Genomic DNA, 16,333 nt, shown 5'->3' with positions numbered 1-16,333 from the left:
TCCTAATTCGCTATTTCGCAGTGAGTTTTGCTCGTAATTCATCCAAAACTTCGTTTAGGCGTCTAGACGATGTCAATGCTGCGACAAAACGATCTGGACGAATGATCACGATTTTATCCCGTGCTTGACTAAACCAATCGGCTAAGTTGTTCTCCAAATCTTCGACACTAATACAACCGGATGCGGTTAAACGCTCATCATGGCTAAAGCCACTGCGGGAGGGATTAGCTTGCACATATTGGGTCTGCATCTTGTTCCAAAAAGCTTTATTTTCGTCCGACATGTAGTCGGTTGGATTAATGCGGTAACCAACGATAGAGAACCAGTCGCCCAGAACGGTATCCAGTTTCTCTTTCTTGCCTTCGGCCGTTTCGACGTTAGGCTGAATGAAAAGTTTTCCCACCAGACTGTCTTCATAGACTTCTTCACTTTCGTGATAAACGATACCTTTAACAATGTGGGCTTTTGGTTTGAATTTGAACTCAACTAAATGCTCGCGCAGGCTGTCGACAGAATCTGTTGCTTTGAACATCCAGTCACGAATACCTGCCATAATAGGATTCGTCATTCCTAGAATCGCGCCCATGTTATCGGCCAACCCGACCAAGTCAGTCGCATGGCCACGGCGCTCATCATCATAGCTTTGTAAAATACTCGGCGATGCCAATCCTTTAACAACCGCCGCGACTTTCCAACCGATGTTCACCACATCGCGAATACCGGAGTTAAGACCTTGGCCTGCCCAAGGCGGCGTAATATGGGCAGCGTCACCGCACAATAAAACTCGACCTTTCACAAAGGTATCGGCGACTCGGGAATTATGGGTATAGGCGCGAATACGAACGATATCAAGCTCATCGACCTTATCACCAATATGGCGACGAATCAGACCGCGAATTACGTCTTCTTGGCAAATGTCTTCTTCTTTCTCATGAGGGAACAACATGAATTCCCAACGGCGATGTTGATAAGGCAAATAGATACACACAAAAGGCCGAACCGGATCACCATGCAATGCGGTAAAAGGCGCATCAAGTGTATCGTTGGCCGCGTCTACGACCACCCATTTCGCTGGGTGAGTCAAGCCAGTAAACCCGACCTCTAGCTGCTTACGAATTTCTGAACGACCACCATCGGCGGCAATAACGTAATCTGCTTCTAGGCAATATTCTTCACCAGATGGATCGGTGACTTTCAGTAATACTTTGTCGTTCTCTTCCTTGATACTGGTCATCGAATGACCCAAGCATAAATCCACCGAATCAAAACGTTTCAAACCATCACGCAGGGTCACTTCTAACAGCTGTTGCATAAACATGTTGCGCATTGGCCAGCCGTATTGTGCTGCTTTGGGTTTTACTTCCGCAAAGCACACACCGCGAGCGTTGTAATAGCGCAGCGGTACGTTAGCGATCATGTCTTTCACGGCCGTGTCTGCAAGACCCACACCTTGTAAAACACGCAAGGCTTCATCGTCCATCCCCACCGCTCTTGGATAAGGTAGAATCTCTGCTGATGCTTCAATCAATACCGTATTGATATTATATAACCCCATATAATTGGCGAGTGTCACACCATTCGGTCCACCGCCAACAATCACCACATCTGTTTTTTTTGTTTTCATCAGTAAAGACCTCTAATCTGTAAGAACCGTTTTCATGAAATGGACAACCGCTTCATTGAATTTTTCAGGTTGATCGTCATGAACATAGTGACTAGCACCCTCTATTTGAACGGCCTGAACAACATCACTGGATGCCATAATATCGTTAACAGTTTGGCTGGATAAAAAGTCAGAATTGCCACCTTTTACCAATAGCGTAGGACAGCGAATGGCATGAAACGCCGGCCATAAATCGATAGGTTCAATGGTCAATCTCGCTTCACCAATACCTTGTTGATCATGTTTCCACACCACGTTACCGTCCACTTCACGGAACGAATAATTCAAACGTGCTTGTAAGGCTTGTTCGGTTAAGTTCGGACGGGAGCTTGTCCAAAAGGCTTTGGCATCTTGCCAAGAATCAAAGCTTAAGGGCGTATTACGCATTTCTCGGCGAATACGCTCTGCCCCTTCACCTTGTTTGGAGGAGCCAGGGCCAATGTCTTCGATCACCATAGCAATGACACGCTGCGGATATTGACGAATAAACTCGACGGCATTCTGACCACCTAATGAGTGACCAATTAAGACAAAACGATCCAACTCTAAATGATCAACAAAACGCGTTAAATCCTTAACATAAGAGTCGGTGTTATAATCCTTAGTCGGTCCCCAATCACTCTCACCACGGCCACGCTGATCCAATGCATAAAAGGTAAACTCATTCCCCAATGCATCCACCAAGTCTTGCCAGGTTTGTGCAAAGCCGCGTAGTCCATGAAGCATGACCACAGGCACCTTGCCATTACCCCATTTGAGGTAATGTAAATTAAGCCCATCACTGGTAAAAAAATGGCTGCTACTCGACATTGTCATGGCTCTTACCTCTATACAAAATGGCCGCTACAAAAAATAGCCTCTATTAAAAATTACCCCAATTAAAAATGACCTCTAAACGAGGCCATTTTCTCCTTTCACATCTTTCGCTTCTAAGCCACCAAGACGTGCATGCAAACGACCACGAGTCGCAAAGGACCAGATAATCAAAATCTCATCATTACGTGGCGCATCGTTAAACGACACGGCAATAGAGTCATAATGAGAACGGACATATAGAGCATCTTTATGAGCAAGAGGCACATCGATGATCGCACCTGGCGCGCCCACTCTTCCGGTAGAAGGCACCCAAGACTTACCGCCACCTAATGCAACTCGAATCGGGTCTGCAGCAGGATTCGTCAGAAAAGCATTACCGTGTTCATATTCACCAAAGGCACCAACAAGAACCGATTTACCGTAACTCACGATCTCATTGTCACCCGCGATTTCATTAATTCGACGACCAAACTCTTTGCCTAATTCAGGAGAGTGATCAATCAAGGCAGACAAATCTTCTGAATACGTATTGGCAAACGGATTATGGATAGCAGCAGCGATTACATATTTTTTAACTGGCTCGCCATCCGCCAATTTACCTGTTTCGTTGGCTAAGGTTTCTTCGTAATTGTAGAACCATTTACGAATGTGGTATGGGCCAAAATTAGCTTCTTTCATGATTTAGATCCTTATAAAATTATTCAAAAATAGGTTCAAGAGCAAACGGACGGCTAGGGGCATCGGTTGCTTTAAAACGTCTTTTGCCTAGCTCATCGTCATGCTCTGTTTCTAAAAAGAACTCTAAGCGGTTACCATCTGGGTCTTCAAAATACAAACCTAGCCCCACTTCATGATCTGTGGTTTTGACAATCGGCACCTTTTTCGTCAACAACATGCCATACAGCCTGCGCAACGTCGTCAAATCCCCATCGATTTCCATGCCGTAATGCTGCAGGCCAATAACGCCTTTGGTGGAGCCTTCAGGCGCTCGGATCAAAGCGATATCATGGTGCTTCTGACCAAAGCTCATCATGATCCATTCGTCACCATTACGAGCATTGATGTCCATCGACAACACATCCTCATACCACGCGGCAGAAGCCACAGGGTCGGATACGAATAAAGAAAGATGGGTACGATTAATTTTCACCTTCATGTTAATCACCTAATTGTTATGCGATCACACCACTATTTTTTGATTACTGAGGTATGAGCAGCTTCAATAACAGCTTCAGCTGGCGTCCAGAGCACGTCCGATATTTCACTGAATTCACGCCATTCTTTTTTCCAAGAAAGGCCCGCTTTCTCACTGGTAAACAAGTGTCCATACTTAGTCCCAGCAACCACTTGATTAGGATTCGCTGGATTAACATGAATCCCCCAAACGCAAGAGTTGGGTTGTACTGGAAAAGGAAGTAACTGCCACGTCGCAGCCGCATCATGGGAAACAAAAAGTTGGCTGGTTGTACCCGGCGTGCCATCTGAAACACTTAAGTAAATCGTGCTTTCTGTGCCCATTGGTACGGCCGTAGAACGCGCGTAATACAAGCCAAATGCTTCTTTTGCAATCACACCTTCCCATGTCGCACCATCATCAAAACTACGATAAACCGCGTTTACACAAACCACCACAACCACTTTTTTACCGTGATTTGGCAAAACCTGAATCGTGTGAATGTCGGAGTTAAAGTCCCACAATAAGCGATCGTCGATACGCTCCCACGTATCACCACCGTTCTCGCTCTTAAACAAACCGCCTTCTTCTAAACCAAACCAAACTTTGTTGCTGTCTGTTGGATCAAAAGCAAACGCCAATAGACGAGGTTTACTCACACCAGCACAAAATTCTGGAATGTCTACGGGCGCGCGATCCCATGTTTTACCGGCATCTTTCGTACGCCATAGCACCGCGCGCGACGGCGCACCCGTGCCGACAAAAATTCGCTTTGAATCATTTGGGTCTACTGCCACTTTCCAGACGGTTTCACCATTAAAAGGCGAATCGATACGAGTCCATTTAGTGCCCGCATCTTTACTGACACACAAACCTGTATCGGTACCAATATATAATGTGCTTGGATTGGCAGGATCTACGTCTAATGAACGAGTAATCGCATCAAATTCGATATCTTGACCTAAGCCAAGACGATGCCATGTTTGTCCATTATCTGCGCTTTTGACGACACCTTGGCCGACAGTAGAAACTAAAATTGTTCCGCTCATCGCTCTGTCTCCTAAATGAATATACCGCGAGTCAAACCACCATCAATGCCAATAGACTCACCAGTTACCGCGCCTGCTTTTGGCGATACTAAAAAGCCAATCAAGTAAGCAATTTCAACAGGCGCTAACGTACGACGAATTGGTGTGACATCAATGTAACCTTGCTCAACTTCTTGAGGGGTTTTGTTTTGTAACTTACCTTCACGCTCGTATAGCTCCTGAATATGAGGAGTATCAACAACACCTGGGTGGATGATGTTACAAGTGATGCCATGAGGGCCAAGCTGATCTGACAGGTTTTTCGTCATGTGAACAATCGCAAGGTTACGCATACCAGACATAACTTTGCTGCTACGACCCGTTAACCCGCCGATGTTCACAATACGGCCAAAGCCTTGCTTCTTCATGTAAGGCGTAACCGCTTTCGCACAACGGAAGTAACCAATCACTTTAGTATCTAAATCACCAAGTAATTCATAGTCATTAGCAAATTCAATCGAGTTACGCACCACACCAGAAGGCGCTGCAGCACCGTTGACTAAGATATCGATTCGACCAAACTCTTTTGCCGCCGCAGCAACCATGGCTTCTACCGAATCCATGTCAGTCGTATCACAAGCAACAGGCAATATACGACGACCAGTAGCCGCCGAAATTTCAGCCGCTGTTTTTTCTAATACCGACATGGTGCGAGAACAAATCACTACGTCACAACCTTCTTCGGCCAGAAACAAGGCAACATCCTTGCCAATTCCCATACCACCGCCAGTAACAATGGCAACTTTATCTTTTAATTCTAAATTCATAACCTAATCCTCTAATGACTATTAACCTAAATTGACAAAAACGCTCTTCGTTTCGGTATAGGCATCAATGACATTTTTGCCCATTTCACGCCCCCAGCCCGATTGCTTATACCCACCAAATGGCGACGCTGGATCGACCACATTCCAACAGTTAATCCATACAGAACCCGCTTTTAGTCGGCTTGCAATGGAATGTGCCTGAGTGAGATCGTTGGTCCAAAGACCCGCCGCCAAACCAAAAGGCGTATCATTGGCACGATGAACCAATTCATCCACATCCGACCAGCTCATCACAGTGACAACAGGACCAAAAATCTCTTCACGGGCCACACGAGCTTGTTCTTGTTTATCCAAGAAAACCGTCGGAGACATAAAGTAGCCATCACCCAAATCACTGGGTTTTTGACCACCACAAACCAGCTCAGCACCTTCGGAAACCGCGCTATCAACATAGCCTTTGACGATATTAAACTGTGCAGACGAGACCAAAGGTCCCATGGTGGAACGAGGGTCGAGGCCAGGACCAACCACATGAGCCGCCGCGTGTTTGCGCAACTCATCAAGGGTTTGCTCAAGGACACTTTCGTGAACGTATAAACGAGATGCCGCGGTACACACTTGGCCTTGGTTGTAGAAAATGCCATCCGCGGCGCCTTTAGCGGCTTTAATAATGTCCGCGTCAGGCAAAATGATGTTAGGCGACTTACCACCTAGCTCAAGAGACACTTTTTTCATGTTCCCGACCGCACTTTGCGCAATCAAGCGACCAACCCCAGTGGAACCAGTGAAAGCGATTTTATCGACATCAGGATGAGCCGCCAGTGGCGCACCAGCGCCAGCACCAAAACCAGTCAATACGTTAACCACACCACGAGGAATACCAGCACGCTCAATCAATTCAGCCAAACGCAATGCGGATAGAGGCGTTTGCTCAGCTGGTTTCAAAATAGAGGTACAACCCGTTGCCAAAGCAGGGCCTAACTTCCAAGCACACATTGAAAGCGGGAAATTCCAAGGCACGATAAGAGCACAAACACCCACAGGCTCTTTCACCGTATAGTTCAACATACGTTCGCCAGAACGTGGAGAAACGGGAATCGTGCTGCCTTCAATTTTTGAAGGCCAACCAGCAAAATAACGAATGATGTTAGCCGTAATAACCACTTCACCATTTTTCGCATTGCTATAAGGCTTACCATTTTCTAGGGAAATAATTTGACCTAGATTCTCAGCGTCCTCTTCAATTAAGTCAGCAAGGCGAAGCATAAAGCGCGTACGATCTGAAGCAGATACGCGTCCCCATTCACCTTCCAGCGCACTTCTCGCTGCATGAACCGCACGATCAACATCATCGGATTGCGCGTCAGCAACACTCGCAATCGTTTGAATCGTCGCTGGGTTTTCTACGGTAAAAGATTTTCCAGATTGTGCTTCAACCCATTCGCCACCAATAAACAAGCACTTAGGGTTTTCTAGAAATCGTTTTACTTCGGGAAATAGTTCCACAGTAGTCATGTTCAACCTCACAAGGACATTTCAATTAGACGTGGCGCTTTGGCATCACATGCGGCTTTAAAGGCATGCGCTAGCTCAGCGTTTGTTTCCACACGCACCGCATCCACACCGTAACCTTTCGCTAAGGACAACCAATCAACACGAGGTTTATCCAAAACAGTTAAGGCAACGGAATTCACGCCAAATTCTTTCACGCCGTAACGACGCAATTCGTTTTGCAGAATGTTGTATTTGTGGTTTGCAGCAATAAGAATGACGACTGGCAAGTTCTCGCGAGCGATACTCCACAAGGTTTGAATGGTGTATTGCGCACTGCCATCCGATTGCAAACACACCACGGTATTACCAGGTTCTGCCAATGCCGCACCAAACCCAGCAGGAAGACCTTGGCCGATGGCACCACCGGTATTGGTAATAACACGGTGACGAGCAGACAAAGCGGATTCGGTGAAGAATGGGTAACCACACGTACCGCCTTCGATAGACACGATACAATTGTCTGGCAAACCTGAGGCAACCACTTTACCGATAGAGTCTGGAGTCAATGCTTCATTTGCACTTGGTAAAGGAATCGTTCCAGTTAAATCTTTGTGAGCTGGTGCATTTAGCAATTCAGCCAATGCTCCCATTGCGGCAGAGACGTCTTCGCCCACTTCAGCCAATGTCACCAGACGATCCGTTTCTGCTAAACGAGATGGCAAACCTTCGTAGCCAAAGTAAGCAATTGGCTCAACCACACCCGCACAAACTACTTCGTCATATTGCTCTAACTCTGCAATGGCTTTTTCTGGGAAATAAGGCAAACGATCAAGGTCTGGCAAACCACCACCACGATGAGAAATACGTGGGAAGGTCTCTGCAAACATCTTAATGCTCGGAAGCTGTCCAATACGGCCTGCGGCTTTCAAGCCTTTTTCATCAAGACCGTTATCACCAACGATGAAGACCAATCGTTTACCCGCTTTAATACGTTCAGCAACGGCTTCAACATAGTCTGCTTTGAAGTGACGTTTAGGAGGCAGAATAGACACTTTCGGCATATCACCAGACAATTCTTTTGCTTGTAAATCCATTGGCAATACAAGTGTTGAAATAGAACCAGAAGGCTGCCAAGCAGAACGCATTGCCGCAGCAAAATCTTCCACTATGCGATCAACAGATTTAGACGTACGGAAAAAAGACGACACTGGACGAGCCAAGGATTCGATATCGCTCGCTAGCGGTGGATCGTAATTCACATGCCAAGAGGCATGGTCACCAACTAAATTAACAATCGGGCTATTTGCACGACGAGCGTTGTGTAAATTGGCAATACCGTTAGCAAAACCAGGTCCCAAATGAGTAAGAGTCAATGCTGGGCGACCAGACACTCGACCATAGCCATCAGCAGCGCCAGTACATACACCTTCGAACATACTGAGAACGGGGCGAAATTTTGGTTCGCTGTCCATTGCTGCTACAAACGGCATCTCAGTCGTTCCTGGATTCGCGAAACAGTACTCAACACCTGAGTCGACTGCGGCTTTAATTATTGCTTCTGCACCATTCATAGAAGAACCTCTTTATTAACTTATTCTCACATTATGCGAAAATGCAAGCTAATGTCAACAAGTGAAAACCATAAAATTTAATTTTTACGGCATATATTAAGATTTTAAGTAAAAACAGACTGTTTTATTATAATTTTACATAATGCTAGTATCAAAATGAGAGAAAACACAAAATTCATAAATAAAAAAACGGTACAAGCAGAGGATCTGCTTGTACCGCTTAATAGGGAGGGCAACACTTAATAAATAAAAATTACTTGTTGATATGCATAACCTGCAAAGACGTAAACTCTAGTAACCCTTCATCGCCAAACTCCACACCAAAGCCAGACATCTTACATCCGCCCATTGGTATATTTGGCTGAATCTGAGCGTGTGTATTCACAAAGGTCGTCCCACATTCTAAACGAGCTGCAATCGCAGTTGCTGTTGCAGTATCAGGCCCCCATACTGAACCATCCAGCCCCACATCAACGCCGTTAGCCATTTCCACAACATCATTGACGTCTGAGAACTTGATAATAGGCAGCGCCGGACCAAACTGCTCTTCTTGAACCAAAAGAGCATCATTTGAGATATCCGCCACAATTGTAGGCGGATAGAAATAACCAATACCTTCAATCGGTTGACCACCGGTTAATACCGTGGCGCCACGCTTTTTCGCATCATTAACAAGGTCGGTAACAAGCTGTAATTGATCTTGATTCTGAACGGGGCCAAAGTTAACACCTTCATCCATACCATTGCCGACAACCTGATCATTGGCTATTGCAACCATGGCTGCACACATATCGTCGTAAACACTTTCATGAACATAAAGGCGTTTAATCGCACCACACGTTTGCCCCATATTTAAGAAAGCGGCACCAAAAATAGCAGGCGCGACTTTAGCAACATCCGTACCTTCCAATACGATAGCCGCATCATTACCGCCTAACTCAAGCGTAAGACGCTTCAAGTTGTCAGCGGCATTACGCATAACAGATTGACCTGTAGGCGTTGATCCGGTGAAAACAATCTTGTTAATTCGTGGGTGTGACGTAATGCCACTACCAATGCCTCGTTCGCCAGTAATGACGTTAATAACGCCTTTGGGCAAATGGTTATTCATGATCTCAACTAAGGTAATCGTACTTAGCGGAGTCAAACCTGACGGCTTACTGATTACGGTATTCCCCGCGCGTACCGCTGGAATAACATGCCAAATAGCAATCATAAAAGGCCAGTTCCAAGGTGTAATAGAAGCAACTACACCAAGTGGCTTACGATGTATTTCAATACGTTTAGTCTCTGTCTCTTCTGCTATTTCAACAGCTATATCCTGAGAAGCGGCATAGCGTAACCAAGCCAGTCCACCTTGCACTTCGCCAACCGCAAGACCAAAAGGTTTGCCTTGTTCTGCAACAATCAGCTCTGCAATTTCATTGCACCGCGCGTCGACTTCATCGGCGATTTTATTTAGTGCATCCTTACGTTCTTGATGACTAGACAAACGCCAGCTTTTAAAAGCAACTTGCGCTACGGTGACAGCGTCATCAAGTTGCGAGGCATCCGCATTCGCGCAGGTTGCGACAGTTTCAAATGTGGCTGGGTTCTTTACATTAAAAGGCGGATTATTACCTTCTACCCAATCACCATTAATAAGACACTTAAAATGACGGCTCATTACTTATCTCCACTAAACTTGACTCGTCACACCAAGCAAAATGACCTGATGCAGACAATAAATTAACCAAACACAACCTGTATTATTTGTGTAGACCTCGCTAGCTCAAGCCTTATTCACACAACTAAATCTCATAAGAATATGATTGGCTCTTAAAACTCTATATAAGATTTATGACACACGAACGCCAAGCTGTAAACAGTATTTTTATATTTTTTCTCACAATAAGATAAAGTTTGAATTTTACTCATTACTTATCATCACCACATCTTGGTGCTGATTGAATTTTTGAGACTTTGAAACTTTTTGAGAAAATCGGACATTTTTTTGCGAGTCAAAAAATAATACTGCCCAAACAGACAAGAAACTTCAAAATCTCAAATTATACGAAATAGCATTGAAACTAATCACTTATGTAGGTATATAATCTAATAAATTGCCATTTTTAATGGTCAACTTTATATTAGCCTTACTATCTATTAATTAAGAGGTCTATGTGACTAGTCTCAATAAAATGCTAAACGTGCTGAATATTTTTGGACCAGGTTCTCTTATTATCAATGTGGACGACATTGCTAAACAGCTGTCTCTTTCCCGTGCAACTGCCTACCGCTATGTTCGAGAACTGTGTGATGCTGGCTTATTAACACGCATAGATACTAGCTATACTCTGGGCCCAAGAATCATCGAACTAGATTGGATGATGCGACAACACGACCCCCTTATTTCACATGGTCGTGAGGTCATGGCTGAACTGTCAAAAAGCACAGGTCTCACTGTCTATATGAGTGTGTTCTACGATGGTCATATTATTAATACTCACATTGAGTCTGATATTAAGAAATATGGCTTTGCCTTTGGCCGAGGCCGCCCATTACCTATTTTCAGAGGTGCGCAGTCTAAAGTTCTGGTAGCCAATCAAAAAACAGGGCGCTTGAAGAAAATTTACGACGAACAAATTGCACCAGACGAAGACTACGACATCACCTGGAAAGAGTTTAATGCTGAAGCGAAGAAAATTCGTAAAGATGGTTTTTGTGTCACTCATGACGAATTAAACCTAGGTTTAACAGGAATAGCTGCGCCTATTCTGAACCTTGAAAACGATGAAATTCTTGGAAGTATTGCTTTTGTTGGTACCACCAGCGCATTCGAACTGTTCCGCCTTGATGCTGTGGTAGAACGCTTACAGCTTGCTACAGCTAATATTGAAAAAGGTGCACATTTAGACCGTGAATGAAACGTATAATACAAAGCGGGATGTTAAAAACCCGCTTTGTATTTTATTACCGCACACCGTAATACGGTTCTAAGCTCGTGACTGACGAATTTTCCCGATAATAAATACCAAGATAGAAATCACCGTTAACGACAGCAATATCACACTAATAGGACGAGTGAAAAACATCGTCATATCACCATTTGAAATCCCCATAGACTGCTTAAGGCGTGTTAGAAACACAGGACCTAAAACCATACCCAAGATGATTGGAATCCCGGGAATACCATTTCGTCGCAAAACATAACCAATGACAGCAAAAAACAGTGCGATCAAAGCATCTGACGCTTGGTAATTCTGACTATAGCTGCCGACAAAACCCAGAATAAGTATCACTGCACCAATGAACTTACCGCTGATTTTGGTGAGATTAACCATCCACCGTGTCGCAAACGTCAAATATAAGAAAGCCACAATATTCATCAAAAACAATGATATATACAGACCAGAAATAAACTCAGGCCGCTCAGCGAATAGGGTTGGACCTGGCGTATAGTTATGTACGGTAAACACAGCTAACAGCATCGCCATCAACGCATCGGCAGGAATACCAAATGCCAACAAAGGCACCATAACCGAAGCCGTCACTGCATTATTTGACGTTTCAGAAGCGATTAATCCCGCAGGGTTACCTTTACCAAAACTGTCTGGGTCTTTGGAAAACTTCTGCGCCAAAGTGTAAGAGAAAAACTGCGACCCAAACTCACCAACACCGGGTAACAACCCCATAAACACACCCAAAATAGCAGAACGAACCACCACTATTTTGTGGCGTAACAAGTCTACAAAACCGCCAAAATACCCCGTCCCTTCTAATTTAGTCTCAAAACTATCAGGCCCTTTATTAGAAAGCAGCACAAACGCTTGTGACATAGCGAACAAACCTATTACCGCAGGCACCAAGGGCACACCACCTAATAACCAAGTTTGCCCAAAAGTATAAATGGGGGTGTTAAATGAACGATCCAGTCCAACAGATCCTAGAAAGATACCAAAGCCCAACATCATAGCGGCTGAAAATACATGCTTACCATGGGCAAGCACCACAAATGTCATACCAAGCAAGGCCAACATCGCAAATTCAGGAGAGCCAAACTTCGTGGCCACTTTTGCCAAGACAGGCGCTAAAAATACTAAAGCGGCAACACTAATAATTCCGCCGACAAAAGAAGAGGTATAAGCGATAGATAAAGCACGTTTACCCTCACCTCGTTGTGCCATGGGATAACCATCATAGGTTGTCAGTACAGCAACGGGCGTGCCGGGAGTATTCATTAAAATCGCAGGAATGGCACCGCCATACCAAGCGCCACCATAAACCCCGACTAACAACATCACACCAGCAAGCGGTTCCATAGAGAAACTTAAAGGTAATAAAATTGCAATTACCCCAGCAGGTTCTAGACCTGGAATAGAACCAATCGTGATACCAATGATTGCTCCAAGGACAATCGCCAGAATCACGTTTAAGTGGGCGACCTCATTTAAACCTAATAAAATCGAGTCAAACATAAAAATGACCTATAAATACATATTACAAAAATCAGCAGCTGCATCAGGCAGCAAGCCGTAAAGCCAAACATCATCCATCCATAGGCCAATGACAACGCGGAAAATCATGACAATCGCAACAGCTGTTGCGCAGGCTATCCATCCCCAATACCGATCCAATTTTTTCGAGATAAATAACATGAATAGGAGCAACACTAGATTCGACGGCAAAAAACCAATGACACTCAACGCGTGGATATAGACGTAAAAAGCCCCGACAGCCCAGAAGGCAATACGATGAACCGATACAATTTGAATTAAATACTGGAAAACAACGGAAAGAGATAAATACCTACAATACGCTAGGCCTTGAATCGTCTTTATCAAGGACGATAATGTCATTATCGATAAACCAATAGCAGGACCAAGCATAGGCTGAAGATACCAACCTTTATCTGAAAACACCCTCACTTCGTCACTAATAAAATACAAAAGCAATGCACAGCAGCAAAAGAAGGCAAAATAGAATGGTAATGTCTTTGACTGCTCTATCATCTCATCAGTCATTTCATTACTTTTTATACCTAGAAAAAACTTACTGCCCATAGCCACACCTACTTTCATATTGCTCTCCCGCACACCCTAGAAAACTTGCTAGGGTGTGCTGTTCTTATTATTTTGCGTCTCTCACTTATTGCTGAAGATATTTCACTAACTGCTGACTCAGAAAGGTTTCTTCTTCGATACGTTTTTTAGACTCTTCTTCACCCAGCCAATACACAACCGCACCAGTTTCTGCTGCGATATCTTTAACCTGTTGAGACTGCAAGGCTTTCTGAGCAATTTCAGCGATACGTTGCTTAATATCTTCAGGCGTACCTTTTGGCACAAACAAACCATTCCAAGTCGTTAGCGGAATACCTGCAACTTCGTCCAATGTTGGTACATCTGGTGCCAAGGTAATACGGCTAGAAGTAAAACTTGTTAGGATTTTAGCGTCTCCAGATTTCAAACAAGCCAAAATAAGCTGTGTTGTTGTATTTATTACATCCGCATCACCGTTAGCGAGTACAGAACAATCTGTCGCATCAAATGGCGCATTTGAAGAGAAGTTGATATTCAATCGATCTGCTGCTTGAAACGTCATAGCGGTAGGACCCGCTTGATAACCAAAATGCCCCAAAGACACTTTATGAGATTGTGAATAAGTTGCCAATTCGCTCATTGAGTTATAAGGCGCATCGCCTTTGGTTGCCAACACAAACGGGTAATCTAAGAAGATACCCACTGGCTCAAAGGTGTCATCATTCCAAGGCACACTTTTTGTTAGCACTTTAATCGTCAACAAATCGTTCACGAAGGAGCCTATCGTCAAACCATCTGGTTTTGCCATAGAAACTTCTGTCGCCCCCACAACGCCGCCGCCACCAGCTTTGTTTACCACAGTTGCAGGTTTGCCTGTTTCTTTGGTCATTTCTTCAGCGATGATACGAGTTAATACATCTTCAAGGTCACCCGGTGGCCAAGGCACGATGAACTTAACTGGTCGCTGAGGATATTCCGCCATAGCAAGTGGCGACAGCAATGTCGCTCCCATTAACAGCCCACTGGTTAACAACTTAGTCACTTTTTTCATGTCCTTCTCCTAACAAAATATGCGTAATAATCTGGTAAAAAACGGTCTAAAAAGGGTCTATCGAGTGATCCTTCTCGCTTTTTTAGAAAAGCACCTAGAATCAAAATAGAGAATAGAGACAATAAAAACAACTAAAAAATCACACTATTTTAATTTTATTATCACATTTAGAGATTAACAACATAAAAACAAACTCTAAAACGCCCTAAAAAAGGGCAAACCAACCACTTCCGCTCCCTTAAAGGTCAGTTCTTGTAAGTTTCGTTTTCATTTTTTCTCACCTTAACAATAAAACTCCCCGCAATATCAAAGAATAGTAGGTGGAATAATAAATGGCACAAAAAGTGCTTAATCTCGAATTATGAAAATAACTATTTTATTTAATGTAAATTTAGTTTAAAAATATTAGAAAATAACAAAATCAGAGAAAGAGGAACAAAAGATGCCACCTAGCTTTTTGCTTAAAAAAACTATCTTAATTGCCTTACTTCCAATGGCTATCAATAGCTATGCAGATACTTCCCCTATACGAATCGGTGGACTCGCAACACTGTCAGGAGCAATGACCCTTCCGGAATCTCCAGCCGCAGCCAAAGCAGTCTTTGATCGGGTGAATGCAAAAGGCGGTATTCAGGGACGTAAAATTGAGTATTTACTTCAGGATGATAAAGGCGATGCGGGGGTTACAGCGCAAGCAGGTCGTGAACTGGTCGACTCAAAAGGCGTGTTAGCCTTTGCCGGTTCAGCTAGCCTGCAAGACTGTGCGGTCAATGCCAAACTCTATGACCGTCGCGGTGTTCTTTCTTTGCCCGGTGTGGCAGGTGAATTCAGCTGTTATAAAAAAGAAGCCTTCGGCCCCGTCAGTGTTGGCCCAGCCAGAGGAACCCTAGCCGCCCTGTATTTCGCCTCTGAACAACTTAAAGAAAAAAATGTCTGTGCATTTTTATTAGGCATACCTTCTCATGCAGCTGGTAATAAATGGGCTGTCGCACAATATGAGAAAATGACAAACAAAAAACTCACTCTGCTAGACGCAACCGTACTGCCAAATGACGACATGACACCCCATGTGCTCCATGCACGATCAGCACAGTGCAGCGCAATTGTATTTTCTGGGGCGGAACAGATGGATCTTGCTTGGCTAAAAGCCATGGAAATGCAAAATTTAAGCGACATTACGACTGTTTTCTTAACTCCTGCTTATACCTCTGGTTTCGCCGCCGCCGCAAAAGATTACACCGGAAAAGTATATGCAAACTCAGAATATGAGCCTTTTCTAGGCAGCAGCCCAGTTCTGGATGACTGGCGCGATCTAATGAACAATGAAAATGTCCCACTTTCTTCTTTTGCTCAAGGGGGCTACATCTCGGCTACGCTCTTGGTCGAAACGATGAAAGAAATAAAAGGCCCCATCACTCGCGACAGTATCACTAAACAACTGCGTAGCAGTATAGGCACCAAAGCTCTAACCAATTCAATGATGGGTACCCCATTAGATATGGCGGAATCAGCGGATCACTTATCCACATCGGCTACAAAATTCCTTGTACTTAATAACGGCGAATGGAATTCGGTCACGCCTGACTTCATCCGCATCAGTACAAAGTAATTTTATTTATCTGAAACCTTTACACGAAATTACGATTAGAAGTCGTGCAAAGGTCAGCATCTGTCTTTCAACAGTAGGA

14 protein-coding genes are annotated in these 16,333 nt (G+C 44.2%); 2 read left to right on the top strand and 12 right to left on the bottom strand.

All coding sequences use genetic code 11. The annotated features are described in order from the left end of the window. Positions 1-10: 10 nt before the first annotated feature. The 9 genes from ACO05V_RS05090 to ACO05V_RS05050 all read right to left on the bottom strand — a co-directional run bounded on the left by ACO05V_RS05090 (position 11) and on the right by ACO05V_RS05050 (position 10,239). Positions 11-1,624, bottom strand: a complete 1,614-nt coding sequence (locus tag ACO05V_RS05090) for a bifunctional 3-(3-hydroxy-phenyl)propionate/3-hydroxycinnamic acid hydroxylase (RefSeq protein ID WP_421848159.1) — start codon at positions 1,622-1,624, stop codon at positions 11-13. Positions 1,625-1,636: 12 nt separating this feature from the next. After that, positions 1,637-2,479, bottom strand: a complete 843-nt coding sequence (locus ACO05V_RS05085; RefSeq protein WP_421848157.1) for an alpha/beta fold hydrolase — start codon at positions 2,477-2,479, stop codon at positions 1,637-1,639. A 75-nt stretch (positions 2,480-2,554) separates the two neighbouring features. Beyond that, complete coding sequence (locus ACO05V_RS05080; protein WP_421848155.1) at positions 2,555-3,157, bottom strand: amino acid synthesis family protein; 603 nt, start codon at positions 3,155-3,157, stop codon at positions 2,555-2,557. A 19-nt stretch (positions 3,158-3,176) separates the two neighbouring features. Continuing rightward, complete coding sequence (locus ACO05V_RS05075) at positions 3,177-3,635, bottom strand: VOC family protein (protein ID WP_421848153.1); 459 nt, start codon at positions 3,633-3,635, stop codon at positions 3,177-3,179. Between the two features lie 32 nt (positions 3,636-3,667). Further along, complete coding sequence (locus ACO05V_RS05070) at positions 3,668-4,702, bottom strand: WD40/YVTN/BNR-like repeat-containing protein (RefSeq protein WP_421848151.1); 1,035 nt, start codon at positions 4,700-4,702, stop codon at positions 3,668-3,670. Positions 4,703-4,713: 11 nt separating this feature from the next. After that, complete coding sequence (locus tag ACO05V_RS05065) at positions 4,714-5,508, bottom strand: SDR family NAD(P)-dependent oxidoreductase (RefSeq protein ID WP_421848149.1); 795 nt, start codon at positions 5,506-5,508, stop codon at positions 4,714-4,716. Positions 5,509-5,529: 21 nt separating this feature from the next. Further along, positions 5,530-7,023, bottom strand: a complete 1,494-nt coding sequence (locus ACO05V_RS05060; RefSeq protein WP_421848147.1) for an aldehyde dehydrogenase family protein — start codon at positions 7,021-7,023, stop codon at positions 5,530-5,532. A gap of 8 nt (positions 7,024-7,031) precedes the next feature. After that, a complete protein-coding gene (locus ACO05V_RS05055; protein WP_421848145.1) occupies positions 7,032-8,573 on the bottom strand; it encodes an acetolactate synthase large subunit in 1,542 nt (513 codons plus the stop codon). 253 nt (positions 8,574-8,826) lie between these two features. Next, on the bottom strand, positions 8,827-10,239 hold the full coding sequence (locus ACO05V_RS05050) for an aldehyde dehydrogenase family protein (protein ID WP_421848143.1): 1,413 nt from the start codon (positions 10,237-10,239) through the stop codon (positions 8,827-8,829). Between the two features lie 496 nt (positions 10,240-10,735). Between ACO05V_RS05050 and ACO05V_RS05045 the strand changes: the two genes are divergently transcribed. Beyond that, positions 10,736-11,479: an IclR family transcriptional regulator gene (locus tag ACO05V_RS05045; protein WP_421848141.1), complete on the top strand. Its 744-nt coding sequence runs from the start codon at positions 10,736-10,738 to the stop codon at positions 11,477-11,479. Positions 11,480-11,548: 69 nt separating this feature from the next. Here the strand turns inward: ACO05V_RS05045 and ACO05V_RS05040 are convergent, their stop codons facing one another. From ACO05V_RS05040 to ACO05V_RS05030, 3 genes are all read right to left on the bottom strand, one after another. Then, positions 11,549-13,030, bottom strand: a complete 1,482-nt coding sequence (locus ACO05V_RS05040) for a tripartite tricarboxylate transporter permease (protein WP_421848139.1) — start codon at positions 13,028-13,030, stop codon at positions 11,549-11,551. A gap of 9 nt (positions 13,031-13,039) precedes the next feature. Next, the gene (locus tag ACO05V_RS05035; RefSeq protein ID WP_421848137.1) at positions 13,040-13,633 is read right to left on the bottom strand and encodes a hypothetical protein; all 594 of its coding nucleotides are present in this window, start codon (positions 13,631-13,633) and stop codon (positions 13,040-13,042) included. 67 nt (positions 13,634-13,700) lie between these two features. Continuing rightward, complete coding sequence (locus ACO05V_RS05030; protein ID WP_421848135.1) at positions 13,701-14,645, bottom strand: tripartite tricarboxylate transporter substrate binding protein; 945 nt, start codon at positions 14,643-14,645, stop codon at positions 13,701-13,703. A gap of 442 nt (positions 14,646-15,087) precedes the next feature. On the opposite strand from ACO05V_RS05030, the gene ACO05V_RS05025 reads away from it, so the two are divergent. Then, positions 15,088-16,254 carry an ABC transporter substrate-binding protein gene (locus tag ACO05V_RS05025; RefSeq protein ID WP_421848133.1) on the top strand — a complete coding sequence of 389 codons (1,167 nt, stop codon included), beginning with the start codon at positions 15,088-15,090 and terminating at the stop codon, positions 16,252-16,254. The last annotated feature ends 79 nt before the right edge of the window (positions 16,255-16,333 follow it).

The sequence above is a fragment of the Marinomonas sp. genome, assembly GCF_965225885.1.
Lineage (GTDB): Bacteria > Pseudomonadota > Gammaproteobacteria > Pseudomonadales > Marinomonadaceae > Marinomonas.
This window is presented reverse-complemented; position numbering and strand designations above follow the sequence as displayed.